Source organism: Pectobacterium carotovorum, from assembly GCF_033898505.1.
In the GTDB taxonomy this organism is placed as follows: Bacteria; Pseudomonadota; Gammaproteobacteria; order Enterobacterales; family Enterobacteriaceae; genus Pectobacterium; species Pectobacterium carotovorum_J.
This window is the reverse complement of sequence record NZ_JAXAFK010000001.1, coordinates 2,265,971-2,288,703: the sequence shown is the minus strand read 5'-3', so window position 1 is coordinate 2,288,703 and position 22,733 is coordinate 2,265,971. Positions and strand designations below refer to the sequence as shown.

Below are 22,733 nucleotides of genomic sequence, written 5' to 3'. Positions count from 1 at the left end.
ATTCGAAGTCCTTCCTGATAAGCCAGCTTGATAAAAGTTCAAGGTTCCCGGCTCGCTCTTAGCAGACCACACGGCTCTTCAAATGATCCGCTTCGTGCCAGAAACGGACATTTCATACATCTTTTTGCGTTTGTCATCAGAGGAGTTGACATGCTTTGGAGAGGGAGATAGCTGCTCAATAGAGTGATTATTGAGCAGCAAGCGCTGGTTTATGCTTGAAAAGTCTGAAGATTAGCTCGCTTTCTTCGAGAAAACGTACATGCCAACCCCATCATTTCCCATGTCCTCGACGCGCACAATGGTAAAACCGCACTTATTTACGTAAAAACACACGTTATTAATCAGGCATGTCGGGGTTCTCAGTGTCCATTCTTTAGCGTCAGGATACATTTTTTCAATTTCCATCCATGCATGCAAACCGTAACCTTTGCCCTGTTCTTCAGGCAGAATAAATAATCTGGCAAGGGTGTGTATTCCTATAGAATTGCCGGAAATAACAGCACCGCCGATGAGGCGATCCTTTACCCATAATCCCAGCACTGTTTTGTCAGGCATCATTATTGCGGACTCAAATGAAAAATCATCTTCTCCCTCGTCATCTTCTTCCTCCATATTATCAGGAAAAAAAGAGGCGTTTGATTCAAACGATAATGAATAGATTTGTTCAAGTTCTGTAGCATTAGCAGGAATAGCTGCTTTAATGAGCATATGATTTTCCATTGCGTATATGAAGAAGGGGTAGTTTTAAAGCCGGTCTGTCAGGGGCCGACATCCGTCGTGGACGATCAGTTAAATTATTAATCAGCACAGCTGACGGACATTCCTCCGGGGCATATACACGAACGCATGTTAACAGGTCTCAAGATTCAAGTTAACGGCTGCTTGCTCATTGCTGCTAATGAAATTATATGTATTAGATGAAATTTATCTTTTAGAGCGCATCAATTTATGAAAAAGATTATGGAGTATGCTCTTGAAGAATCAACGCTTTTCTCAGGAACGCGTTTTCTTTTTCTGGGTGAAGCTATACACGGTGTATCAGAATTTTCTAGAGTGAGGATGGAAATTGCAGAATGCTATTTCCGCAATCTAACGGTTTTGATATTTGAAGCCGATAGCAGCGGGATGCTGTTTTCGCATCAACACAATGAAGATGCCAGCTCTCGTCTTGAAAACTTCCCACGCATTATGCGGACTCAAGAGATGCGGAATTTTCTCACCTGGGCTATAAGCAGAAAAATTCCCTGTCTTGGTATTGACTGTATTCCCCGTCGTTCTTTAACTGAATTTCCTCGGGAATGGCATTCGACACGCATGAGAGAAACTGATGATTATCTTAAGGCTAAGTCATCACAAACTTTTTTTGAATGGCGTGACATCCGAATGGCTAACCAATTGATTAAGTTAGCCTCATGCTATCCGGAGTATCGCATGTTGATCATGCTCCATAATCTGCATATAAAACGCTTTGGTAGCCAGGAGACGAGAGATCTGAGGTTGAAATCAGTACGGGAATACTTCGAGGATTTTTTCCCTCAGCAAAGCAACTCTATTGCTCAACTCGCACGAGGCGGTACTGCTTTACACAATGATTTAACGCCATTCAGTTTTAAAATAAATGACCCATTCTCTCTGGAAAATTACTCAGGGGCGGCTAACTGTATTTTACTTACAGAGTCAAAAATACCGGATGCTTGCATTACATGGCATCACGCTTTCGAACGCGAAACAATAACACCCAAAAAGCAATATGAGGGATGTTTTATATTCAAAGAAGTACACCCTCCGACGTTGGTATAAGCTGAATGTAAAGATAGACCGTAATCACTTATAAAATCATATATCAAAAAGATTTAAGAGTCCGGCGTATTTATGTCCGCTCCTCGCTGCCCCGCGAGAAACTACCGCGTTGCTGGCTTGCTCACCCCTAAAAATACCCGCCAGGCGCATTCGTATTTCTGTTGTCGGAGAAACTGAGCGTACAGGATACCGCTTAATTTGCTTTCAGATCGTGTCATCCGACACGGTAGGTGGGCTATCCGGTTTCCAGGAGATAATATCGCCGGGTTGGCACTGCAGCGCCTCGCAAATTTTCGCCAGCGTATCAAAACGAATGCCTTTAACCTTCCCAGACTTAAGTAGCGACAGGTTCTGCTCGGTGATCCCCACAAAGGCTGCCAGCGCTCTGGACGTCATCTTCTTCTCTACCAACAATTTGTCCAGATGAACCACGACAGCCATAATCAGATAAACTCCTTATTTTCTTCTTCCGCTCTGATCCCCTCGAGGAGGGAGTGGAACGTCACCAGCAACAAGCCGCCTGCTAAGAGCAGAACAATATCCCCAATCAACAGAGTGACCTGATAGTAATGTTCCGGCCACCAGACCACCAGAGGGATCAAAAAACGGCATACCGGCAACACGATCCCCAGACTTAGCATCACCATCGCAATGTTGCGGACACTGCGCGCCAGCGCCTGAGTGAGGATCTGTTTTTGGCGTACCAGTCGCGTGACTCTCATACCCTGCCAGATAGCAAAGGCGAACAATCCTGCCGGGAAATAGATAATCGCCAGTAATAGCATCTGACGAAGCGGCGAAACTGTCGCGATCGGTAGATTATCGCTCTGAACCTCGGCGAATTTAAGCATACTGGAAATAAAAAATGACTCACCAGTGAAATAGATCCACAGCGGTGTAATTAACACCAGAATGAGAAATAACGGCAGCACTCCTGCGATGAGCGCCAGACTGAGTTTATTTCGCACACCTTTCACGTTTAACCTTCCTGAATACCGGGCATTATTTTAAGACCAGCATGCTCAAGCATGACATAAGCATCAGCGCGATGGCAATCTTGCCGCCGTTCAGACTGTTAGGGCCGTGTTTCAACCAGGGTTTGCGCCATACTCTGTAAACGCTATAAGCGATATATGACGCCTGAATCATCCAGGTCAACATTCTGAATAAGTAACCTGGCTTGCTCAGGTGAGTTATTGTCTGCATCATCTCTACCGCGTAAATAATAATGCTGACGGTCAGGATATAGTTCACTAAACGAAGTTTGTAATGTGAAGCCCACGTTCCGCAAGCAAACAACATGACCGACGCAACGGTGAGTACCGCCCAGAGAATATCAATCCAGTTCACGGTGTGCCCCTGTTTCAGAAGATGGCTGGGTTAGCAACAACCGTATTGCCGGGCCAATCACCGGCCATGCGGTGTCAGAGAGGATCACCACGGCGCTTTTACGCTGCAGATCGAAGGCGATAGCGGTCGCGAACCCCGAGGATTCTCCGTCATGCCAGGTGATATCGCGCCCCTGTATGCGGGTGGTAAACCAGGCATATCCAATGTGTGAATCGGGATCGTCGGTGGCAAATTGTGGCGACATCGCTTCGCTCCCTGCGAGTTTCCCTGCCAGTAGCACCTGAGCATAATTTGCCATATCGACAATGGTCGATCGCACACCTGCGGCAGGGGTAAATGCGTGCAATACCCACGGCGCTTCGCTGAGCCCGGAAGCTGACCAACCGTGGCTGAATGCGGATGTGTCGGGTGTCGAATCACTGGCGACGACGGATCCTGTCATTTGCGCCTGCGCAAAAACCCGTGTTTGCAGCAAAGTGGCAAAAGGTTGATGTGATGCACGCGCCAGCGCTAGTCCTAGTAGTGCGTAACCCGTATTGGAGTACTCAAACCCGGCGGGCCTTTCGACGCTGGTATTATTCACCATATCTATTAATGTCTCTTCATTGTAATCCCAGAAATTGTCACGCAGGATGATTGCCTTGAGTACCTGAATTTTCTGTCGTAATGATGTCGCCAGCGGTGGCAGGCCGGAGCGATGTGACGCCAGTTGTGCAAGGGTAATGTCGCTCGCCGGGCCAGTGATTTCCGGGACGAGTTCTCCTACACGGGTTTGCGCGGTAGTTTCGCCACGCCGCTGCGCCTCAATCAGCAGGCTGCTGGTCATGGTTTTGGTCAGGCTGGCGATCTCATACTGTTTTGCATAATCACTGTTCCACAGGGCGTACTGTACGCCTCGCGGGGTGATAAATGCGGCGGCAACGCTGCTCCGTGATCCTTTCAGTAATGGTGTTAAAAACGATACCACCGTTGCATCTCCCTCCTGGTGCAGAGAAGGTGTACTAAAACCAGGTTGCAGATAGATGCCCGCGGTAATCAGCGACATAAAAACCGTGCCTGCGGCTAACAATCGCGCACGACTGCGCACATATTGCCTGTTCATTGTTGTTCGCCTCAGAATGTATACTGGATCAGTGATGACAGGCTGTACTGCATTCTGCTTTTTACCAGCGGACTCTTGCCCGCCTCATCAAGCAGGTATGCCGCGCGACCGGTCACCCCTGCCGCCAGATTTTCGCTAATGTGCCAGACCAGTTCGGTATAAACCCCTCCTTGCTGAAAACCCGAAGAGGGATAATAAGAAGTAAAATCAGTGCGTTGTGCCTGGCTTGTCGTTACCCCGTAATGGCGTTGCTGATAACCGCTGTTTGCCCAACTGATATCGCCAGCGACCGACAAATCGGCGTCCCGCCAGCGCCACAGGGTTGTCTTTACGCCGCTGTTCAGGGTCGTGGCCAGAGCCTGCGTTTCGCCACCGTACGAGTGCTTTTGCGTTGCGCTTAATGCGCGCAGCCATAACGCCCAGTCCTCATGTTGATAGCGCAGTTCCGCACCCGCCATGAGCATGTCGGGAAGATCGCCCATTCCTTGCAGATCTCGGTTTTTTCGGGTGGAAAATGGATAGCTGAACACCTCTTTTCGCCCCTCATCCGGTGTTAACAGCAGGTTCACGGTAAACGGGGAATCGGATGGCAGCGTCCACGCTAGCCCCTCCGTTGATAGGCCCCAAAGCCCCCAGCTTTCACTCCTTATACTTACGCCAGCGTTGAGCAACGGACCGGGAGCAGAATGCTGTGATCCTGAGTAAACAGGGCTGACGGTAACGCCCAGACCCGCGTACCCGGACAGCTCTGCACTCTGTAAGGGAGCGCAACACACTATTCCCGCAAGCGAAACGCCATATTGCAGACTTATTTTCATTCGATGCCTCTCTTGGCAAAGGGTGGGTTGTAGCGTGTGCAGGTTAGTCTTTTGTTTATCGTTTTACAATAATCTTTTATTGTTTTACGTTAATTTAATGGAGCAGGAAAATGATTTAAGGAAGGTGTAATGGCACGGTTCTCAGATGAGAAATTTGTAATCTTCAGGTCATCAGACGACTCTATTCAGAAAACCTTATTTTTATGGAAACCCTGAGATGAGGCAGATGCTCTGATTAACAGGGCATAAGCAGAGCGAGTGGGTGAGCTGAGTACCGCCCCATCATCTGAACTAGGGCGGTTCGAATGTGTATTGATTGACGGTGTATAGCCACAATCTGCCTTGAAGCACGCGTCTAACAACGATCAGAAGCTATATGTCACCTTCAGGCTGCCGGTAGGCGAGGCTTTTCGTTGAATAATTGGGCTATTGCGTGCATCACCAGTCAACTGCGTAAAGCCTGCTGCGGCAACCATACTCCAGTTTTGGTTGAACTTGAGCGTCCAGTCAGCATTCAGTGAATAGGCATAAATCCCAGATCCGATATCATGTTGGGCAAACCCCGATGCGGCCGACTGGGATGCATTTACCCCGTAGTAAGTCCGCATGTACTCGCTCGTTCCCCAACTGCTGGTCAGCGCCAGCGTGACGGAATTTTTCGATGACGTATAGAGCGGGCTGATAATGCCAAAATGCAGGGCTTCACCATTGCTTCGTTGAGAAACCGGCACCTCAGCCTGCACTTGTAAATTAAGCCAGTCCGTTACCTTATACCCCAGGCCAAGCACACCGATAGCCGATCCTTTGACGTCACCCATACCTCGCAAGTGGTCGCTACCGTAGCTGATCGAGTCGCTGTCCACGTCACGATCCTTACGGCCTGTGCGATAGCTCAGCGCAGCGCTGTAATCCAACTTGCCGATGCTGTTACCGTAACCGAGACCACGCGTAGTGCTGACGAAGAAACCATTTACCATAGAGTAATCAATCACCAGGGCAGTTGTAGCGCGGCTTTCATCCGAACCCGAATAACGTGGCGCAACATCCACGCCTCCCCCCAGAGTCAACTCGTTGCCCTGTTTCTGTTCTGCTGCCAGTATTGGAGTGGCCAGTAACGCCAGGACAACGCCCGACACTAGTTTTTTCAGGGTACGCCCCGAGAGCGAATGGAGGAACTTATGACGCAGGTCGATGTTTCTCATTAAAGAAGTCCTTGTGGATTCAACTGATTACGATACAAGCGGTTTTAAACACCAGAACGCTCAGTTTGAATGCTCACCCTGAAGTTCTCATGAGCCAAAAATGAAGAAATACTGAAGCAAGTACCGGGCTGCAAATCTGGTAGATTTCCTGATACCGGTTTTTTCTTCAGACGTTCTTCATTCACTGTTGATAAAGTAACTACTGTGAACATTCTCCTAATTGAAGACGACCTCGATCTCGGCAATGGCGTGCGTATTGCCCTTGAAGATCAAGGATTAGATGTTATATGGGTGCGCCGTAAAGTGGATGCGCTGCATCAACTCGCTCTCTGCGTGCCAGAACTTGTATTGCTCGACCTCGGCTTGCCCGACGGTGATGGTATGAGCCTGATGGCGAGCCTGCGTCAGCAATTCAAGGGAATCCCCGTGATCATCCTGACTGCCCGAGGCACTCTGCAAGATCGTCTGGCTGGGCTGGATGCCGGTGCAGATGACTACCTCGTCAAACCTTTCGTTCTCGCCGAGTTGCTGGCCAGAGTGAGAGCACTTGCGCGGCGCAGTTACGGTTTTCAGAATGAGGTGATAGAAATTCGCGGATTATCTCTCCATGTGCCGACTCGACGCGTGGCCGTGGGTACACGTCATGTTGATTTGACGGCAAGTGAATACGCGCTGCTTGAAACGTTAATGCTGCGCCCTGACCGCGTGCTTACACGACGGTTTCTGGAAGAAAAGATATTCGGTGCAAAAGAAAACATGAGCAATCCTCTCGATGTGCATATGGGTAATTTGCGTCGCAAAATCGGCGAGGGCTATGTGCGAACGGTGAGAGGCGTAGGGTATGTCATTGATACCGTGTCGATTCTGAAGGGGGCAGGCTGATGCGCAATTTTTGGCGCCACCTGAGAATCCCAACGCTCGTACGGAGAATTATTATCGCCCAAATGCTATTGCTTACACTGCTTTGGTGTCTTTTTCTGACCTACGTTTTATGGGAGAACTTGCGCAGCCCCGCTATGCTATTGGGCAACAAAACTTACGAAACCATTCTTACATTGGTTGATCGTATGGGGGATCGCCCGCAGGATCTAACCGATGTGCTGGAAACGTTCAGCAAGGCGTTGCAGGAAGGTTATGGCGGAGGGGAAGATCCAGCACTGTCAATCAGCCTAATCGTTCGGAAGAATAAAGAGATCATTTATTCATCTGACGGCGCTCCGGCGGGGGTGAGAAACACCCGATATGGGAAAATTCAGAGCATTCAGAGCGACGGTCGCACCTGGACTAGCCGTACGCTAAAGTCCGGGAACTCCGACGCGGAGGTCACGCTGGTCACCCCTGCCGGAGGCTGGAATTTCTTTATATATCTGAACTCGCGTGGATACTACATATTGCCGCTGCTAGTATGCATTCCTTTTCTTTTGTTTCCCGCATGGCTGTCAATCCGCATTGCAATGCGCCCCTGGAACAAGGTGGTCAATGAAATTGCCTTACGCACTCCAGAAGATCTCTCTCCTTTAAAAGAAGTACCAAAGCATAGGGAGCTTCGCCAAATGGTGGACGCGATTAATATATTTCTTGCCAGAGTGCGAGAAAGTGCGGAAAGGGAACGGGTTTTCATTGCAGATGCTGCTCATGAGCTGCGTACCCCTCTGGCTGCGATGCGTATCAATGTTGAGGCTTTGCAGTCCTATATAAGCAGCGATAATCAACAGGCGTTGCTTGCGGGGATTATTCGCAGCAATAGCCGTGCTGCTCGTCTCGTCAATCAGCTGCTGCTGTTGATGCACAGCGAAGCGCGCATTGATACGGTTCTGGAGCCTGTGCCGCTGACGACGCTCATACAAGAGCGAATGGCCGTGCTGGCACCGCTAGCGGCTGGGCGCAGGATTGAACTTGAATTCTACTCCCATGATGAAATCTGGATTACCGGTGTTAGGGAACGCCTGATGTCGCTGATTGATAACGTCATTGAAAATGCCGTGAAGTACAGCCCTGAGGGCGGACGGGTTGAGGTCGATGTTCGATCATTAGATAAATTCACGCAGTTACGTGTCTCAGATGCAGGGCCCGGTATTCCCATTGAATTGAGGGAGCGCGTGTTCGATAGATTTTTTCGCGATCCCAATCAGACGCAAAGCGGGAGCGGGCTGGGACTGGCAATCGTCAAAGCGGTTGCGCAGCAACACAACAGCAACGTATACCTAAGTACGTCTGCAGAAGGTGGGCTCACGGTAACGGTTGACTTTCCACACCACAAATTATCACTGCGCGTGTAAATACGCTTCATACCAGCGGCTGAGCTGTTCGGTAACCGGACGGTGTTCGGCGTTAAACGGGCGACCATCCAGCGCTTTTACCGGGGTGATGCCCGCCAGCGTGCCAGTGACAAAGGCTTCATCAGCGGTCAGGGCTTCTGCCAGCGTAAAATCCTGAGTCTTGACCTTCAACCCATTGGCCTCTGCAAGGTTGATAATGGTCTGGCGGGTAATGCCGTTGAAGCAGTAGCGGCCTGATGATGTCCACAGTTCACCGCGGCGGACGATAAAAAAGTTGGTGGAGTTACAGCTGGCGACAAAACCGTGCGGATCCAGCATCAGCGCCTCATCGGCACCGGCCTGCAACGCCTGTAGCAGCGCCTGGATGAGATTAAGCCGGCTGTGCGAATTCAGCCGCAGATCGAAGACGTCTGGCGTACTGGTACGGTAGGTGGAGGTAAACAGCGTCAGCCCGCGCTTTTTCGCCGCCGTATCGACGACCTTATACTCCGCCACGCACACGATGGTGGCGCCGCCGATAATAAAGCGGGGATCCTGATTCGGCGTATGTTTTTTCCCTCGGGTAATCATCAGGCGAATATGCGCGCCATCGGTCATGCCGTTGATGGCGAGCGTTTTATAGAGAATATCGGTCAGCGTCTCTCGGCTATGGCCGATATCCAGCTGGATCGCGGCGGCACCGTCGAACAGGCGATCCAAATGGGCATCCAGTGCAATCAGACGGCCGTTAACCAAACGCAAACCTTCCCATACGCCGTCGCCGCACACGTAGCCGGAATCAAAGATCGACACCACCGCGTTGTCGCGATGAACAAACTCTCCATTAACATACACCTGTACGTCGCTGTTACGCGGATCCTGCAAATAGGCCTGACTGCTCTGGCTGGATAATGTGGGTTGCATCGTGCTGTTCCTGAAGGTGAATAATGAGTTAAAAGGCCCGCTCGGCAAAGCGGGCAAGAAAGGCCTGGGTTCGCGGCTGCTGCGGATTTTTGAGTACTTGTTCGGCGCTGCCCATTTCATGGATCACGCCGTTCTCGATAAAGATGACGCGGTCGGCGAAGTGATAGGCAAATCCCAGTTCATGGGTGACCAGCAGAAGGGTGCGGCCTTCGTCTGCTAATTCGTGGATGGTGTGCAGCACTTCTCCCACCAGTTCTGGGTCCAGTGATGAGGTCGGCTCATCAAACAGCATCACTTCTGGTGACATCGCCAGCGCGCGAGCAATCGCCACGCGCTGCTGCTGGCCGCCAGACAGGTTGGCGGGACGTGCGTCTTGCTTGTTGCCCAATCCAACCTTTTCCAACTGGGCTTTGGCAATGGTATCCGCGTCATGGCGTGGCATTTTCTTCACCGACACCAGCGCTTCACGCACATTCTCCAGCACGGTCAGATGGGGAAACAGGTTGAATTGCTGAAACACCATGCCGACGCGTTCACGCACGGCGCACAGCTGCTTTTCCGGGTAGTCGCGCTGGCCTTGCGCGTTGGTTTTTCCCAACACGACGCCATCCAGTTCGATGGTACCGGCGCTAGGAATCTCCATAAAATTCAGGCAGCGCAGCAGGGTGCTTTTTCCCGACCCGCTGCCGCCGATAATGGCAATTTTTTCGCCGCGGCGTACATCCAGATCGATCCCTTTTAATACTTCAACGGCACCGAAGCGTTTCTGGAGTCCGCGAATGCGCAGGACGATATCGTCATTCAGAGCTTCATTTCCACTCAACGAACTGTTTTCACTCAAACTAATATTTTCACGCATAGCAATCCTGTGGCGCTGTCAGACTAGGGGGTTGAACGGAAACGACGTTCAAGTCGTGCGGCAAGGTAACTCCCCGGCCAGATCAAAATGAAATAGAGCAGTGCGACCACCGTCAGGATTTCCAGCGGACGATAATAGGTACTGCTCAGTAGCCGCCCCTGATACATCAGTTCATTGACGGCCAGTATGGAGGCCAGCGAGGTCACTTTGGCCAGTTCGATCATCCGGTTGGTGAGGGCGGGCAGCATGTTACGTAACACCTGTGGCAGAACCACGCGTCGCAGGATCACCGCCTGCCGCATGCCCAGCGCTTTTGCGCCTTCCCACTGTCCGTGGTCGATGGATTGCAGCCCGGCGCGGAAAATTTCCGTACAGTACGCCGCGCTATACAGCGTCAGAGCCAGCGCGGCGGCGGCAAAGGTGCTGAATTGCACACCGACCAGAACCGGGAAAGCGTAATAAAACCAGATCAGCTGGATAAGAACCGGCGTATTACGGAAGATTTCGACAAAGACTCTGGCGGGCAGCGATAGCCAGCGTTTGCCAAATACGCGAAAAAGACCGAGAACCAGCCCCAGCGCGGTGCCCAGCACACCGGCCAGCAGCCAGAGTTCGAGCGTGACGCCAAGGCCTTTCAGCAGCACGGGAAGGTTGTGCCAGACCAGCGAGAAATCCCATTGATAGTGCATGATGTTCCTTACGCGATCCGGCGGTCTGCCAGCGACAGCCGTTTCTCAATATGTTGGCTGAACAGGCTAATCAGCAGCAGCAGGGTGAAATACATCACCGCCACCAGACTGTAGACTTCCAGCGGTCGGTAGGTTTGGCTATTGATCTGCATCGCCTGATAAAGCAGCTCGCTGTAGGCCAGAGATGACGCCAGCGATGTCGATTTGATGAGTTCAAATGAACGCTCAATAAAGGGCGGGATCATCCGGCGTAATGCCTGTGGGAGAATAACCCGACGCAGCGCGGTCGATTTTGGCATGCCCAGCGCTTTAGCCCCTTCCCATTGTCCCGCGTGAATCGAGGAAATCGCACCACGGTAAACTTCGGCATAAAAGGCACCTGACTGTGCGGACAGCGCGATCACGGCGGCGGTGAAAGGCGAAAACGTTAACGGCGTAATGACGGGCAGAGCGTAGTAAATCCAGAAAAAATGCACCAGCGCGGGCGTATTACGGTAAAAACCAATCAACATCGCGGCGGGCAAACGCAAGAGCCGCCGGGGCGACATTTTCATGGCGGCGAGCACTATGCCAGCGATCATCCCGATCAGGATGCTGGTGGCACCGATCTTTATCGTTCCCCATAGCCCCTCCAGCAGCAGCTGGTGATAGGGCCAGATGGCGGAAAAATCCCACTGATAAGACATAAAATAGCGCCCCTGGAAACAACGTAATTAGGAAATGCATTTCTTATTTTGTTAGAACCGATGCATCTTAGCAGGTCGAAAAAATGATAAATAAATAATAAAACGTGGTGCTAATATTCCTTTTATTTATAAAAGAATGACGGAATGCCGATGTCTCACGCTGCTGAACTCCCTCTGACGTTGCGCCTCGCGACCTTTGCCCATCGGTTGACGATTCAGGACATTCCCGCTGCGTTAAGACGAAAAATCGCGCTGCATTTTATCGACAGTCTGGGCTGCGGCATTGCCGGTGCAGGTAGCCAGGTAGTGCAAGACTGCGCCCGCGTTGCTCGCCTGCACTATGCGGCAGGCAACAGCCCGATATTGGACGGTGGCGCACCGCTGGGTGCTATTGGAGCGGCGTTTTTGAATGCGGCAGCGATCAATGCGCTGGATTACGATGATGGCTATGAGGTTGCCGGACGCGGTATGGGGCACCCCGGCGCTTCGCTGGTTGCCGCCGCGCTGGCGGCACTCGGATCGTGCCCGATTGACGGTAAAACGCTGATCTGTGCGTTGGCGGCGGCGTATGAAATCAATGGTCGGATCATTCAGTCTCAGCAGCCGAGTCCGGCGCGTTTCCAGCAGGTCTACGGCGTATGCCAGCATGAATCCATCGGTGCGGCGGTAGCCTACGGATTACTGACGGGGTGTTATGCCGAAGGATTAGAGAACGCCATCGGTCTGGCAGCGTCGCTGACGCCGTTGCCCAGCTTGCACAAATACAACTGGCAGCAGCGGCCGCTGGTGTCTTTCAAAGATTACAACGCGCCCGCGGCGGAGTCGGGCGTCCGTGCGGTCGAGCTGCATCGTAGCGGGATTATCGGCCCAAGAGATGTGCTGTCCGGCGAGCAGGGATTTTGGCGCATGATGGGATCTGATCGCTTTGATGAAGCGGCATTGCTGACTGGATTAGGTGAGCAGTGGGCTATCCAGCACGCCAGCTTCAAAGCGTATCCGGCTTGTCGTTGGATACATACCGCACTGGAATCTTTTGAGCGCGTACAGCATGAACTGACGTTATCACCGTTGGACATCGACGTTATTCGGGTCAAAGGAAGCCAGCGGCTGGCCGCTGATTTTATGGATGCACGGCCGAAAAATGCGACGGATGCGCAGTTCAGCCTGCCGTTTGCGCTGGCGTGTCTGGCTTATCGTATCCCGCGCCATCGCTGGAGTGCGTACGACACCTTAACCAACCCAGAACTCCTGACGCTGGCCGATAAGGTTCACGTTGAGGTTTCTCCCGAGTTTGACCAGCTTATGGCGCTGGAACGTCGCCCGGTGTTGCAGGTTGATGTTGTCACGCAGAGAAAGGTAGTGAGCGGTGAGCGCATTGCGTTTCCGCTGGGCTGCGCAGAACACCCGTTAGAGGAAAGCCGAGTCATGGCGAAATTTGCGGAGAATCTCTCGTCCCGATTTGCCCCAGCAACGGTTGCGGAGGCAACGGCGGCGTTATCCGAACTCGAACAATGTCAGGATGTCGCCGCGCTGCTGACCCCGCTAATGCAGATGTCCTGAATCCGTTCAGGACTGTCGCTTTAGCCGCTTGGCTTATTTCCAGTCTTCTTTAATGACCGATGGCACTTTGCTGACGTCCACGCCGCGCAGTTTGAGCGCCTGCTCATAGTAGTGCTGCGTCTTGCCGGATTTATACAGCTTGGCAAACTCGTCATTCAGGAAGTTATGGAAAGTCTGATCGGCTTCTTTACGGATTGCCCCGCTCGTGCTGACCTCAATAATCGGCTTCGGCAGAATCAGATTGCCCTTGCCGACTTTAGCCTGTTGCAGCGCCAGCGCCGGGTGGAAATAGGACAGCGCATCGACTCGACCTGCGTAGAACGCGGCCACGCCTTCATCCATATTCGGGAAACGCACCAACTGCGCTTTTGGCAGACGTTTGGTCAGAATCAGGTCGGGGCTGGAGCCTAGCGTGACGCCGATTTTGACATCTTCCCGATTGAGATCGTCCCAGTTGGTGACGGCGATGCCATCGCGAATCAACACGCCTTGCGCATACCAAAAGAAGGGCTGCTCAGGAAAATCGACCGCTTTTTTCCGCTCTTCCGTGGGGTCGAGCACTAACATGGTATCGATCTGACCAGTCTGTAAGGCGGCGATGGCGTTGCCCCAGGTGGTTTCCACCGTCACCAGTTTTACCCCAAGATCGTTTGCCAGCTCTTTGCCGATGTTATAGCCAATGCCGTCCCATTCTCCGGTTGACGGATTTTTAAAATACCAGGGTTCGCCCTGTGCCACGCCGATGCGTAACTCACCGGTCTGTTTGATGTGCTGCCAGGTTGAGGTTTGCGTTTCCGCAGCCTGACTAAAGAAGGCGGCGCTAATCAGCGTTATCGCCATGAATACCTGGTGAAATGAACGTTTCATTATAGTTACCTTGATGATTGAGTTTTAATCGAGGCGATATATTTCGCTCATGCAGAGTAGCGAAATACTTATAGCGAAATTAGTTCTTTTCGCCTTATCTCATTCCAGATAAATATAAGAATAAAAGGGGGATAAAAATCGCGGCGGCGCGTGGTTTGCCCCGCCGTAGGGCGTGGTGTCTGGGGTTGCTCCGTTTACCCCGTCATGTAGCCGATGAAGATTGTCAGGGTTTCTCGTGTTTTTTCTTTACGGCAGGGTATAGCAATAATTTCGCTATGCTTTTTAACTATTGGCAATTACTGATAATGCACCGTTCTTTCAGGTACTACGAGGCAGTGTCATTATGATGACAAGTCCGCCGTTCTTGCCGCGTTCTGCATAAATCGTGCCGCCGTGTGCAGTGATAATGGCTGACGCGATAGAGAGCCCCAGCCCGCTGCCGCCAGAGTGCCGTCCGCGCGAATGCTCGGCACGCCAGAAGCGGTCAAAAAGCAGGGACAGTGATTCTGGCTCAATGCCCGGCCCGCGATCGGAAACGGTAATCTGCCAGCTCGGCGCATTTTCACGCAGCGTCGTTTCACGCACCTCAATCGCCAGATAACGGCCGTCGCTGGCGTAGCTTAATGCATTCTCAATCAAAATCGAGAACACCTGTCCTAACCGTTCGCGGTCGGCGAGGCAAAAGTCGTGTTGTTCGATATGCGTTTGCGTCTGAAACCCGGCCTGCTCTAGCTGAGGCCGATACCAGGTCAGCCGTTCGGTGATGAGTTCGTCGAAGTAGAAAGGGGTCTGGACCAGTTGCAGTTGTCCGGCTCTGGCGAGCGACAGGAAGTGCAGATCCTGAATCACATGATTGAGCTGTTCAAGCTGTTTGATGACCATTGTCAGTTGGGTTTTATCACGCGGGAAAACGTCATCAATCATGCCCTGAACGCGGCCCATTGCCGCATTTAACGGCGTACGCAACTCATGGGCCAAGGCCGCGCTGGATTCACGCAGTTCCCGTTCGTAGCGCTCCAGCTGTGCAGTCATGTTATTAAAGTCGTCTGCCAGCGTCACCAGCTCCATCGGTGCCTGTTCGACCAACTGCGTGCGCGTATCAAACTTTCCCTGAGCGACGTCGCGTGCGGCGCTGGCGATATTGGAAAATTGCTGCGACAGCGGTCGCGCCCGCCACAAAACCACGACGACGACGGTGGGTAAAGCGATGAGCACCATGATGGCAAGTATCAACCAGTCGGTGCTAGCAATGTTCGGCACAAAGAAATCCGGGCCATAATACTGATTGATAATCTGCTGATAGCGAGGATTACCGTAATCTTCCTGCTTGCTTAACTGTTGAAACTCAGCCCGCACGGCGTCCGGCATGTGCTGTTCGATGTAGACATTGTTGACGGCGAAGCGCAGCCACATCAGGGTAGCGATGATGAGCAGGGTGGCGAGCAGCAGAGAAATAATACGGAAACACAGCCAGCGCCACAGCGACATTTTTTCTGACAGAAAGATCGATTTTTTCATCAGGTTCACCGGAATCGATAGCCGACAGAACGGACGGTGACGAGCACATTGATGATGTTGTGCTGGTTGAGCTTCTTCCTGAGATTGTGGACGTGGGTATCGACGACACGCTCCAGCGCGTCGCTTTCCGGCAGGCTGGCTTCCAGTAATTCGCCCCGTGTAAAGGCGCGGTTTGGCGCCTTGAGCAACGTCACCAGAATATTAAATTCAGTGGGGGTAAGGTCGAGAACCACGGATTCGGATGGCGATAGCGCGATGCTTGCCGTCACGGAGGTGGGATCAACCGAGAGATTTTCGAATGTCAGGATCGCCTCTTCGCGGATCGCATAGCCCGTTCGTCGCAGTACAGCTTGCACCCGTGCCACCACCTCCTGCGGGTTGTAAGGCTTGACGACATAATCATCCGCACCGTAGCGCAGTGCGCCAATCCTTTCCGGCTCGTCGCCGATAGCCGTGACCATAATCACCGGAATATTACTGCGCTGCCGCAGAGCGGACAGTACCTCTGAACCATTCATCTTCGGCAGCATCACGTCCAGCAGAATCAAATCGGGTTTACTGGTCAGCGCCATGTGTAGACCTTTTTGTCCATCAGACGCGATAGCAACCTGATAGCCATCGCGCCGCAGATAGGCCTCAAGCACGCTGGCGGCGTCCATATCGTCTTCAATAATCAACACCCGTTTTTCTGCCATCGCACCCTCTTGATGAAATCTTAAAAAACCACAAAGCGTTTCTTGACTAAACGTCAGCATAATCCGCCACGGTGCCGAAAAGCCAACACCAATTACTTTGCACCCGCCGGGGAGCACCACGGTGCAAGATTATCGCGTTAAAGAGGGGATGTATGAACATAACAACAATGATTTTATCCACCAGTCTGTCCGCTATCGTGCTATCTGGCACCGCATTGGCTGCGGAGCCAGAAACATCATCGCCCTCGCTCTTGGGTGACCACACGGATGTCGCCGTGGGTGTCGCTGTTCAGAATGCGCCGCGCTACAGAGGGAGTAAAGATCGTCAAACCAGCGCGCTGCCTGTGCTGACCGTTCAGCGCGGCGCGCTCTATTTCGATTCCACGCACGGCATTGGCTGGCAATATCAGTCGCCTTCCGGTTTTTATCTCGATCACGCCATCGGTTACGACATGGGGAGGGATGACAAAAACAGCCAGTGGCGCGCAGGTTCAAACCGATTGAAAGGGATGGGCAAGATTAAAGGATCGGTAACAACCACCGTAACGGCGGGGTATCAGTTTGCGCCATGGCTGGCGCTGGAAGCGAGCGGCGAATTTGCGCTGAGTGAGACAAAAAGGGGAAACCAGTACCGCATCGGGGCAAAGAGCACGGTATGGCAGTCTGCGGCAAAAGACGATGTGCTGGCGTTGTCGGCGGACGTGCTGATGGGGGATGCCCGCTTTAACCAAACCTACTACGGTGTGACGCCGCAGCAGAGTCTTCGCTCTGGATTGGCCGCGTACCATGTTGGAAAAGGTGTCTACGGTTATGCGCTGGGGGCGAACTGGACGCATCAATTTAGCACCGCGTGGTCAACGAACGTCGGGGTGACCTCAACCTGGCTCACTGACAAGGTTGCGGATAGTCAGGTTGTGGAACGACGGAATGATACCGGCGCTACGCTGGCCGTTCTGTATTCGTTCTGATGTTATCTGGTGAGTGAGAGGATGTAATGATGGTCAGCCGTTTTGCTTTCTGTCTGCTGTCGGCCGTGTTACTTAGCGGCTGTGACAGCGCTGATGATGTGCCCGTGTCACCGTCCGTCAGGCCGGTAAAAACGTTGGTGGTCATGCCGGCGATGAGTCGGGAACCGGTGACGTTGACGGGGGAAGTTCGCCCTCATGAAGAAACGGCGTTAGGTTTCCGACTGGATGGTCGCATCCTTAATCGTCTGGTGGATGTGGGCGCGTCGGTAAAGCGTGGCGATGTCATTGCCACGCTCGATGCACGCGACAGTGAAAACCAGTTGCGCAGCGCACAGGCGGATTTAGCCAGCGCAATCTCGGCGGAACGGCTGGCGAAAAGCAATTTTTCCCGCATGAAGGCACTAGCACCGGGCGGGGCGATTGCGCGGGTGCAGCTTGATGAAGCGCAGGCAAATTGGGACGCGGCAGTTTCCCGCCGTGAAAGTGCGCAGGCAACGGTGAAAGGCGCACAGGAACGCTTCGGCTATACGCAACTCACGGCCGCGCAGGACGGTGTCATCACGACGGTCAGCGCGAACCCCGGTCAGGTGGTGAGCGCCGGACAAGAGGTGGTGAAACTGGCCTCCCTCGGCGGGCGCGATGCGGTGTTTGATGTGCCGGAACGGCTGGTCAATCAGTCGCTTTCCTCGCGCGTTATCCGCGTTTCACTGTTGTCTGAACCGAGCGTTCAGGCCGAGGGGCGCGTGCGGGATATCAGCCCGCAGGCCGATCCCGTTACGCGAACCTTCAGGGTGAGAGTCACGCTAACCTCGCCACCCGCCGCGATGGTGTTGGGGGCGAGCGTAAATGGTGCGATACAGCAGTCCGACGCCGCCGTCATTGAACTGCCGGCCTCTGCGCTTACGCGGCAGGGGGATCAGCCCGCTGTCTATGTCGTGAACACGGCAACGCAGACGGTACGCTTGCAGTCGGTTACCGTGGCGCGCTATAGCGACACGGCGCTCTTCATTTCCGGGGGGCTGGAGCAGGGCGATCGCGTGGTGACCGCTGGCGTCAGTAAGCTATGGCCGGATGAGAAAATTCGGCTGGATGAAGAGGGGCGTCGCTAATGACACAAGAACCGCAATCGACCGCACGCTTTAACCTCTCCGCCTGGGCGCTGGCGCATCAACAACTGGTCGCGTTTATGATGCTGGTGATTATGGCGGCAGGTGTGATGAGCTATCAGCGTTTGCCCCGTAACGAAGATCCGGCGTTTACCATCAAGTCCGCGGTGGTGTCTGCCGCCTGGCCGGGCGCGACAGTGAGCGATACGGTCAATTTCGTCACCGATAAGCTGGAGAAAAAATTACAGGAAACGCCGTATCTCGATTATGTCGAGAGCTACACCCGAGCCGGGGAGTCGGTGGTTTTCGTCAACCTGCGTGATGACACACCGCCGTCTGCCGTGCCGAATATCTGGTATACGGTGCGTAAGAAAATGACGGACATCGCCAGCTCGCTCCCTGATGGCGTCAGCCCGCCGGCTGTTAATGACGAATTTGATGATACGTTCGGTACGATTTATGGCTTTACCGCCGACGGTTTTTCGCCGCGAGAACTGCGCGATCGCGTCGAGGATATTCGCTCCGCGTTATTGAGCGTGCCGGATGTCGGTAAGGTCGACATGCTGGGCGTGGAAGAAGAACAGATTGTGGTGACGTTTTCTCCCCGACGTCTGGCCGGATTAGGGATCGATGCGCAGCAGGTTATCGATTCACTAAAAGCGCAGAATGCGGTTACGCCCGCCGGTATTATTCGCACTGAAGATGAGAAGATTGCCGTGCGCGTCAGCGGGGCGTTTACCTCCGAGCAGAGCCTGCGTCAGATTACGTTGCGCATCGGCGGCAAGTTTGTTCCGCTGGTTGATATCGCCACGATTAACCGTGAAACGGCAGAGCCGCCGTCGCCGACGTTTCGGGTGAATGGTGAGAAAGCCATTGGGTTGGCGATCTCGATGGCACCCACCGGCAATATGCTCAATTTCGGTCAGGCGATTCGCGAAAAAATGAATACGCTCTCTGCACAACTGCCGCATGGGATCGAAATGACGCGCGTGGCCGATCAGGCTGAGGTGGTGAAAGGTGCAGTCGGCGGCTTCGTGAAAGTGCTGCTGGAAGCGGTGGCAATTGTGCTGGCGGTATCGTTTGTGTCTCTCGGCAGCCGGGCCGGACTCGTAGTGGCCGCCTCTATTCCGATTGTGCTGGCGATGACCTTTATTGGCATGGAAATCACCGGTATCGGGCTACAGCGGATTTCGCTGGGCGCGCTGATTATTGCGCTGGGGCTGCTGGTGGATGATGCCATGATTACGGTGGAAGCGATGGTGTCTCGGCTGGAACAGGGCTGGGATCGCAAACGCGCGGCGGCCTGGGCCTATGAAAGTACGGCGTTTCCGATGCTGACGGGGACGCTGGTAATGATCGCCGGGTTCATCCCGGTGGGGTTTGCCGCATCGAGCGCGGGGGAATACTGCTTTTCACTCTTTGTCGTGGTTCTGATTTCGTTACTGAGTTCCTGGATTGTCGCGATTCTCTTTTCGCCGCTGCTCGGCGTCTGGCTGTTGCCAAAAACGTTTAGCCACCATCACGACGAACCGGGGCGGTTGGGGCGACTCTATCGCCAGTGGCTACAGCGCGCGTTGACGCACCGGGGGATGACGCTGGCGATCACCCTCATCCTGCTGGTTATTTCACTGTTTGGCGCCACCCGGTTGCAAGGCGAATTTTTTCCGGCCTCTGACCGGCCGGAGCTGTTGGTTAGCCTGACGTTACCCGCGAACGCCTCACAGGCGGCGACGGAAACGCAGGCGAAGCGGCTGGAAGCCATGCTGAAAAACGATCCTGACGTTGACCATTTTTCTACCTATGTAGGATCGGGCGCGGTACGTTTTTATCTCCCGATGGATGTGTTGCTGAGCCATGAGAATATTGCGCAGTTGGTGGTGGTGGCAAAAAATCTGGAGACGCGGGACGCGCTGGCGGCCCGGTTGAATCAGGTGCTGGCGCAGGATTTTAGTTCCATTGTGGCGCGCGTGTCCGCACTGGAGCTGGGGCCGCCGGTGGGCTGGCCGCTTAAATATCGGGTGGCGGGGCCGGACAGTCAACGTGTTCGTGATATTGCGCAGGGGCTGGCGAGCTTGGTGGGGAAACAAGCTGATGTGCGTGAGGTGAATCTGACGGCGGGTGAACCTGAACGTACAGTGAACGTGGTGCTGAATCAGACCGAAGCCCGCGCCGTTGGCATCAGTTCGCAGGATGTGGCCAGCATGCTGGCAGCGATATTTTCCGGTTCCACGCTGACGTCGGTGCGCGATGGTAATCGACTGGTGGACGTAGTCGTTCGCGGCACGCCGCAGGAACGCAGAGACGTCGCGACGATCGCCAATCTGCAAATCCCGATTGCGGATGGGCGCTCCGTCCCGCTGGGGCAAATCGCTACCGTGGCGTATGGTGTCGACGATCCCATTATCTGGCGGCGTCAGCGCGAGCCGTTCATTACGGTGCAAATGGATGTCGCATCGGGCGTGCGGGCACCTGCGCTATCTGAAAAGCTGGCGCCTGAGATTGAACGCTATCGCGCCGGGTTACCTGCGGGTTACCACATCACAGAAGGTGGCGTGGCGGCGGAGTCTGATAAAGGCAATGGATCCGTATATGCCGTGTTGCCAGTGACGCTGTTGGTCATGCTGGTGCTATTGATGATTCAGTTACAGCGCATTTCTCGCATGGTGTTGGCATTCCTGACGGCACCGTTCGGCCTGATCGGTATTGTCGCAGCAATGCTGCCGACCGGCACGCCGATGGGGTTTGTGGCGCTGCTGGGGGCAATTGCGCTGGCGGGCATGATCATTCGTAACGCGGTTATTCTGATTGGTGAGGTCGATCTGAATGTGAAAAACGGACAGCCCGCGACAGAGGCGATTGTTAATGCGGCTAGTCATCGTTCACGCCCGATTATACTGACGGCGCTGGCGGCGATTCTCGGCATGATCCCGATTGCACATCAGGTGTTTTGGGGGCCGATGGCGTACGCGATTATCGGCGGGTTGATGGTAGCGACGCTGCTGACGCTGCTTGCACTGCCTGCGGCACTGAGTTTGCTCATGCAGTGGGAAGGGCGGAAAACGGCAAATCCTACGCCGTCCTAAGAGAAACGCGGCAGGTCGTGGCGTGATGCGTGATAGCCACAACCTGCCGACTCGTCGTTATTGATCGACGACGGAACCGTCGACGTGCAGTCGGGTTTTCAGGCCGCGGCGGCGATAAGGGAAGCGGTTCTCCAGATCGTCTGCCAGCTCGATGCCGATGCCGGACTGCGTCGGTATCTCCATGAACCCGTCCACGCATTTGAAGGTGTTCTTCACCACGTCTTTTTTCCGCACGCCGTTCTCTACGCCTGTCGCGCCAAATTTTTCCGACAGCGCCGGCTGGTCATCACCCGGGTACTCCAACAGCGCAAAATTCGGAATACTGACGGCGATCTGCAAACAGGCGGCGGTAGACACCGGGCTGAGCGGGTTGTGCGGCACCACCATCAAATCGTTGGCTTCTGCCAGCGCGGCCACTTTTTTCGCACCGGTGATGCCGCCGCACATGCAGACGTCAGGGCGCACATAGGCGACGGCGTTGCGGCGAATCAGCATCGCGAACTCCTGCGGGTTATTCAGGCGCTCACCGGTGGCGATAGGAATATTGATTTTGTCGGCCACTTCCGCCATGGAATCGAAGTTATCTGCGCCGATAGGGTCTTCAATAAAATAGGGATAAAACGGCTCAATACCGCGCGCGAACACCACGGCATCGGCGGGTTTCAGACGGCGGTGAACTTCGATACACAGGTCGACATCGTTACCGACCGCCTCCCGATAGAGACCGATGCGCTCAATGGCTTCGCCGATCTCTTTGGCGTGGGTGGTGAAGTAGGGTGCGTCGCGCGACTCATCCAGAAAAGGCGTCAGATGACCAATCGCGGTGAAGCCGTCGGCTTTGGCCTGTTTCAGGTTGGCGATAGTTTCTTCCGTGGTGCGACCTCCTGCATGGGCATAAACGCGCGCCTTGTCGCGGCAGCGACCGCCCAGCAGGTTATAAACCGGCGTGTCGTAATACTTGCCCGCGATATCCCACAGGGCGATATCGATGGCGCTGATCGCCCCCATGATGGCGGCACCGCGGAAATGCCAGCAGCGGTACATATACTGCCAGTGGTGTTCAATACGCAGCGGATCTTGTCCAATCAGATACGTGCGCAGTGCCTCGACAGCACCTTTGGAGGCATCGAGAAAGCCCCAGGCACCGGATTCGCCAATGCCCGTTAGCCCCTCGTCAGTCGTGACCTCAACAAACATATATCGATTCGCGAGAATCACGCGCACGTCGGTAATTTTCATCAACCCTTT

Annotated in this window: 22 protein-coding genes; 7 read left to right on the top strand and 15 right to left on the bottom strand. The window is 53.8% G+C overall.

Annotation, left to right across the window (positions count from 1 at the left end):
• Positions 1-231: 231 nt before the first annotated feature.
• Positions 232-708: a GNAT family N-acetyltransferase gene (locus tag R9X49_RS10230; RefSeq protein WP_300993309.1), complete on the bottom strand. Its 477-nt coding sequence runs from the start codon at positions 706-708 to the stop codon at positions 232-234.
• 240 nt (positions 709-948) lie between these two features.
• Here R9X49_RS10230 and R9X49_RS10225 point away from each other — a divergent pair, with 240 nt between their 5' ends.
• Positions 949-1,800: a hypothetical protein gene (locus tag R9X49_RS10225; protein ID WP_319848258.1), complete on the top strand. Its 852-nt coding sequence runs from the start codon at positions 949-951 to the stop codon at positions 1,798-1,800.
• A 204-nt stretch (positions 1,801-2,004) separates the two neighbouring features.
• Here the strand turns inward: R9X49_RS10225 and R9X49_RS10220 are convergent, their stop codons facing one another.
• The 6 genes from R9X49_RS10220 to R9X49_RS10195 all read right to left on the bottom strand — a co-directional run bounded on the left by R9X49_RS10220 (position 2,005) and on the right by R9X49_RS10195 (position 6,272).
• The gene (locus R9X49_RS10220) at positions 2,005-2,241 is read right to left on the bottom strand and encodes a helix-turn-helix transcriptional regulator (RefSeq protein WP_319848257.1); all 237 of its coding nucleotides are present in this window, start codon (positions 2,239-2,241) and stop codon (positions 2,005-2,007) included.
• A 2-nt stretch (positions 2,242-2,243) separates the two neighbouring features.
• The gene (locus R9X49_RS10215; RefSeq protein WP_319848256.1) at positions 2,244-2,777 is read right to left on the bottom strand and encodes a DUF2975 domain-containing protein; all 534 of its coding nucleotides are present in this window, start codon (positions 2,775-2,777) and stop codon (positions 2,244-2,246) included.
• A gap of 25 nt (positions 2,778-2,802) precedes the next feature.
• Positions 2,803-3,150, bottom strand: coding sequence for a hypothetical protein (locus tag R9X49_RS10210; RefSeq protein WP_319848254.1), 348 nt, complete (start codon positions 3,148-3,150; stop codon positions 2,803-2,805).
• Positions 3,137-4,252 carry a serine hydrolase domain-containing protein gene (locus R9X49_RS10205; RefSeq protein WP_319848252.1) on the bottom strand — a complete coding sequence of 372 codons (1,116 nt, stop codon included), beginning with the start codon at positions 4,250-4,252 and terminating at the stop codon, positions 3,137-3,139. The genes R9X49_RS10210 and R9X49_RS10205 overlap by 14 nt, the downstream gene beginning before the upstream one ends.
• A gap of 11 nt (positions 4,253-4,263) precedes the next feature.
• Positions 4,264-5,070 carry a MipA/OmpV family protein gene (locus tag R9X49_RS10200; RefSeq protein WP_319848250.1) on the bottom strand — a complete coding sequence of 269 codons (807 nt, stop codon included), beginning with the start codon at positions 5,068-5,070 and terminating at the stop codon, positions 4,264-4,266.
• A gap of 365 nt (positions 5,071-5,435) precedes the next feature.
• Complete coding sequence (locus tag R9X49_RS10195; RefSeq protein WP_319848249.1) at positions 5,436-6,272, bottom strand: MipA/OmpV family protein; 837 nt, start codon at positions 6,270-6,272, stop codon at positions 5,436-5,438.
• A 204-nt stretch (positions 6,273-6,476) separates the two neighbouring features.
• Here R9X49_RS10195 and R9X49_RS10190 point away from each other — a divergent pair, with 204 nt between their 5' ends.
• Positions 6,477-7,154, top strand: coding sequence for a response regulator transcription factor (locus R9X49_RS10190; protein ID WP_319848248.1), 678 nt, complete (start codon positions 6,477-6,479; stop codon positions 7,152-7,154).
• A complete protein-coding gene (locus tag R9X49_RS10185) occupies positions 7,154-8,551 on the top strand; it encodes a sensor histidine kinase (RefSeq protein ID WP_319848247.1) in 1,398 nt (465 codons plus the stop codon). Before R9X49_RS10190 ends, R9X49_RS10185 begins: the two co-directional genes overlap by 1 nt.
• Here R9X49_RS10185 and R9X49_RS10180 read toward each other — a convergent pair.
• Genes R9X49_RS10180 through R9X49_RS10165 form a run of 4 tightly spaced genes read right to left on the bottom strand, consistent with a single transcriptional unit; the run spans position 8,537 to position 11,688 of the window.
• The gene (locus tag R9X49_RS10180; protein WP_319848246.1) at positions 8,537-9,454 is read right to left on the bottom strand and encodes an aminotransferase class IV; all 918 of its coding nucleotides are present in this window, start codon (positions 9,452-9,454) and stop codon (positions 8,537-8,539) included. The two genes, R9X49_RS10185 and R9X49_RS10180, sit on opposite strands and share 15 nt — an antisense overlap.
• A 28-nt stretch (positions 9,455-9,482) precedes the next feature.
• Positions 9,483-10,313 (bottom strand): amino acid ABC transporter ATP-binding protein, encoded by an 831-nt coding sequence (locus tag R9X49_RS10175; RefSeq protein WP_319848245.1) that lies wholly within the window; start codon positions 10,311-10,313, stop codon positions 9,483-9,485.
• Positions 10,314-10,336: 23 nt separating this feature from the next.
• A complete protein-coding gene (locus R9X49_RS10170) occupies positions 10,337-11,002 on the bottom strand; it encodes an amino acid ABC transporter permease (protein ID WP_319848244.1) in 666 nt (221 codons plus the stop codon).
• A gap of 8 nt (positions 11,003-11,010) precedes the next feature.
• Positions 11,011-11,688 (bottom strand): amino acid ABC transporter permease, encoded by a 678-nt coding sequence (locus tag R9X49_RS10165; RefSeq protein WP_319848243.1) that lies wholly within the window; start codon positions 11,686-11,688, stop codon positions 11,011-11,013.
• Between the two features lie 150 nt (positions 11,689-11,838).
• On the opposite strand from R9X49_RS10165, the gene R9X49_RS10160 reads away from it, so the two are divergent.
• Positions 11,839-13,248, top strand: a complete 1,410-nt coding sequence (locus R9X49_RS10160) for an MmgE/PrpD family protein (protein WP_319848242.1) — start codon at positions 11,839-11,841, stop codon at positions 13,246-13,248.
• A 33-nt stretch (positions 13,249-13,281) separates the two neighbouring features.
• Here R9X49_RS10160 and R9X49_RS10155 read toward each other — a convergent pair whose 3' ends face one another.
• The 3 genes from R9X49_RS10155 to R9X49_RS10145 all read right to left on the bottom strand — a co-directional run bounded on the left by R9X49_RS10155 (position 13,282) and on the right by R9X49_RS10145 (position 16,328).
• Complete coding sequence (locus tag R9X49_RS10155; protein ID WP_319848241.1) at positions 13,282-14,115, bottom strand: transporter substrate-binding domain-containing protein; 834 nt, start codon at positions 14,113-14,115, stop codon at positions 13,282-13,284.
• 318 nt (positions 14,116-14,433) lie between these two features.
• Positions 14,434-15,633, bottom strand: coding sequence for a sensor histidine kinase (locus R9X49_RS10150; protein WP_319848240.1), 1,200 nt, complete (start codon positions 15,631-15,633; stop codon positions 14,434-14,436).
• Positions 15,634-15,638: 5 nt separating this feature from the next.
• Positions 15,639-16,328, bottom strand: coding sequence for a response regulator transcription factor (locus R9X49_RS10145; protein WP_319848239.1), 690 nt, complete (start codon positions 16,326-16,328; stop codon positions 15,639-15,641).
• Positions 16,329-16,480: 152 nt separating this feature from the next.
• Here R9X49_RS10145 and R9X49_RS10140 point away from each other — a divergent pair, with 152 nt between their 5' ends.
• The 3 genes from R9X49_RS10140 to R9X49_RS10130 are packed head-to-tail and all read left to right on the top strand — an operon-like array spanning position 16,481 to position 21,485.
• Complete coding sequence (locus R9X49_RS10140; protein ID WP_319848238.1) at positions 16,481-17,296, top strand: MipA/OmpV family protein; 816 nt, start codon at positions 16,481-16,483, stop codon at positions 17,294-17,296.
• A gap of 26 nt (positions 17,297-17,322) precedes the next feature.
• Positions 17,323-18,405, top strand: a complete 1,083-nt coding sequence (locus tag R9X49_RS10135) for an efflux RND transporter periplasmic adaptor subunit (protein WP_319848237.1) — start codon at positions 17,323-17,325, stop codon at positions 18,403-18,405.
• Positions 18,405-21,485, top strand: coding sequence for an efflux RND transporter permease subunit (locus R9X49_RS10130; protein ID WP_319848236.1), 3,081 nt, complete (start codon positions 18,405-18,407; stop codon positions 21,483-21,485). The genes R9X49_RS10135 and R9X49_RS10130 overlap by 1 nt, the downstream gene beginning before the upstream one ends.
• Before the next feature lie 57 nt (positions 21,486-21,542).
• Here R9X49_RS10130 and R9X49_RS10125 read toward each other — a convergent pair whose 3' ends face one another.
• Positions 21,543-22,724, bottom strand: coding sequence for a mandelate racemase/muconate lactonizing enzyme family protein (locus R9X49_RS10125; RefSeq protein ID WP_015840886.1), 1,182 nt, complete (start codon positions 22,722-22,724; stop codon positions 21,543-21,545).
• Positions 22,725-22,733 lie beyond the last annotated feature (9 nt).

Bases quoted from the DNA above. Each gene is read 5' to 3' on its own strand.
- R9X49_RS10125 (WP_015840886.1), bottom strand. From the start codon at position 22,724: ATGAAAATTACCGACGTGCGCGTGATTCTCGCGAATCGATATATGTTT.
- R9X49_RS10220 (WP_319848257.1), bottom strand. From the start codon at position 2,241: ATGGCTGTCGTGGTTCATCTGGACAAATTGTTGGTAGAGAAGAAGATG.
- R9X49_RS10130 (WP_319848236.1), top strand. From the start codon at position 18,405: ATGACACAAGAACCGCAATCGACCGCACGCTTTAACCTCTCCGCCTGG.
- R9X49_RS10140 (WP_319848238.1), top strand. From the start codon at position 16,481: ATGAACATAACAACAATGATTTTATCCACCAGTCTGTCCGCTATCGTG.
- R9X49_RS10150 (WP_319848240.1), bottom strand. From the start codon at position 15,633: ATGAAAAAATCGATCTTTCTGTCAGAAAAAATGTCGCTGTGGCGCTGG.
- R9X49_RS10180 (WP_319848246.1), bottom strand. From the start codon at position 9,454: ATGCAACCCACATTATCCAGCCAGAGCAGTCAGGCCTATTTGCAGGAT.
- R9X49_RS10160 (WP_319848242.1), top strand. From the start codon at position 11,839: ATGTCTCACGCTGCTGAACTCCCTCTGACGTTGCGCCTCGCGACCTTT.
- R9X49_RS10195 (WP_319848249.1), bottom strand. From the start codon at position 6,272: ATGAGAAACATCGACCTGCGTCATAAGTTCCTCCATTCGCTCTCGGGG.
- R9X49_RS10165 (WP_319848243.1), bottom strand. From the start codon at position 11,688: ATGTCTTATCAGTGGGATTTTTCCGCCATCTGGCCCTATCACCAGCTG.
- R9X49_RS10155 (WP_319848241.1), bottom strand. From the start codon at position 14,115: ATGAAACGTTCATTTCACCAGGTATTCATGGCGATAACGCTGATTAGC.
- R9X49_RS10185 (WP_319848247.1), top strand. From the start codon at position 7,154: ATGCGCAATTTTTGGCGCCACCTGAGAATCCCAACGCTCGTACGGAGA.
- R9X49_RS10175 (WP_319848245.1), bottom strand. From the start codon at position 10,313: ATGCGTGAAAATATTAGTTTGAGTGAAAACAGTTCGTTGAGTGGAAAT.
- R9X49_RS10200 (WP_319848250.1), bottom strand. From the start codon at position 5,070: ATGAAAATAAGTCTGCAATATGGCGTTTCGCTTGCGGGAATAGTGTGT.
- R9X49_RS10135 (WP_319848237.1), top strand. From the start codon at position 17,323: ATGATGGTCAGCCGTTTTGCTTTCTGTCTGCTGTCGGCCGTGTTACTT.
- R9X49_RS10230 (WP_300993309.1), bottom strand. From the start codon at position 708: ATGCTCATTAAAGCAGCTATTCCTGCTAATGCTACAGAACTTGAACAA.
- R9X49_RS10205 (WP_319848252.1), bottom strand. From the start codon at position 4,252: ATGAACAGGCAATATGTGCGCAGTCGTGCGCGATTGTTAGCCGCAGGC.
- R9X49_RS10170 (WP_319848244.1), bottom strand. From the start codon at position 11,002: ATGCACTATCAATGGGATTTCTCGCTGGTCTGGCACAACCTTCCCGTG.
- R9X49_RS10145 (WP_319848239.1), bottom strand. From the start codon at position 16,328: ATGGCAGAAAAACGGGTGTTGATTATTGAAGACGATATGGACGCCGCC.
- R9X49_RS10225 (WP_319848258.1), top strand. From the start codon at position 949: ATGAAAAAGATTATGGAGTATGCTCTTGAAGAATCAACGCTTTTCTCA.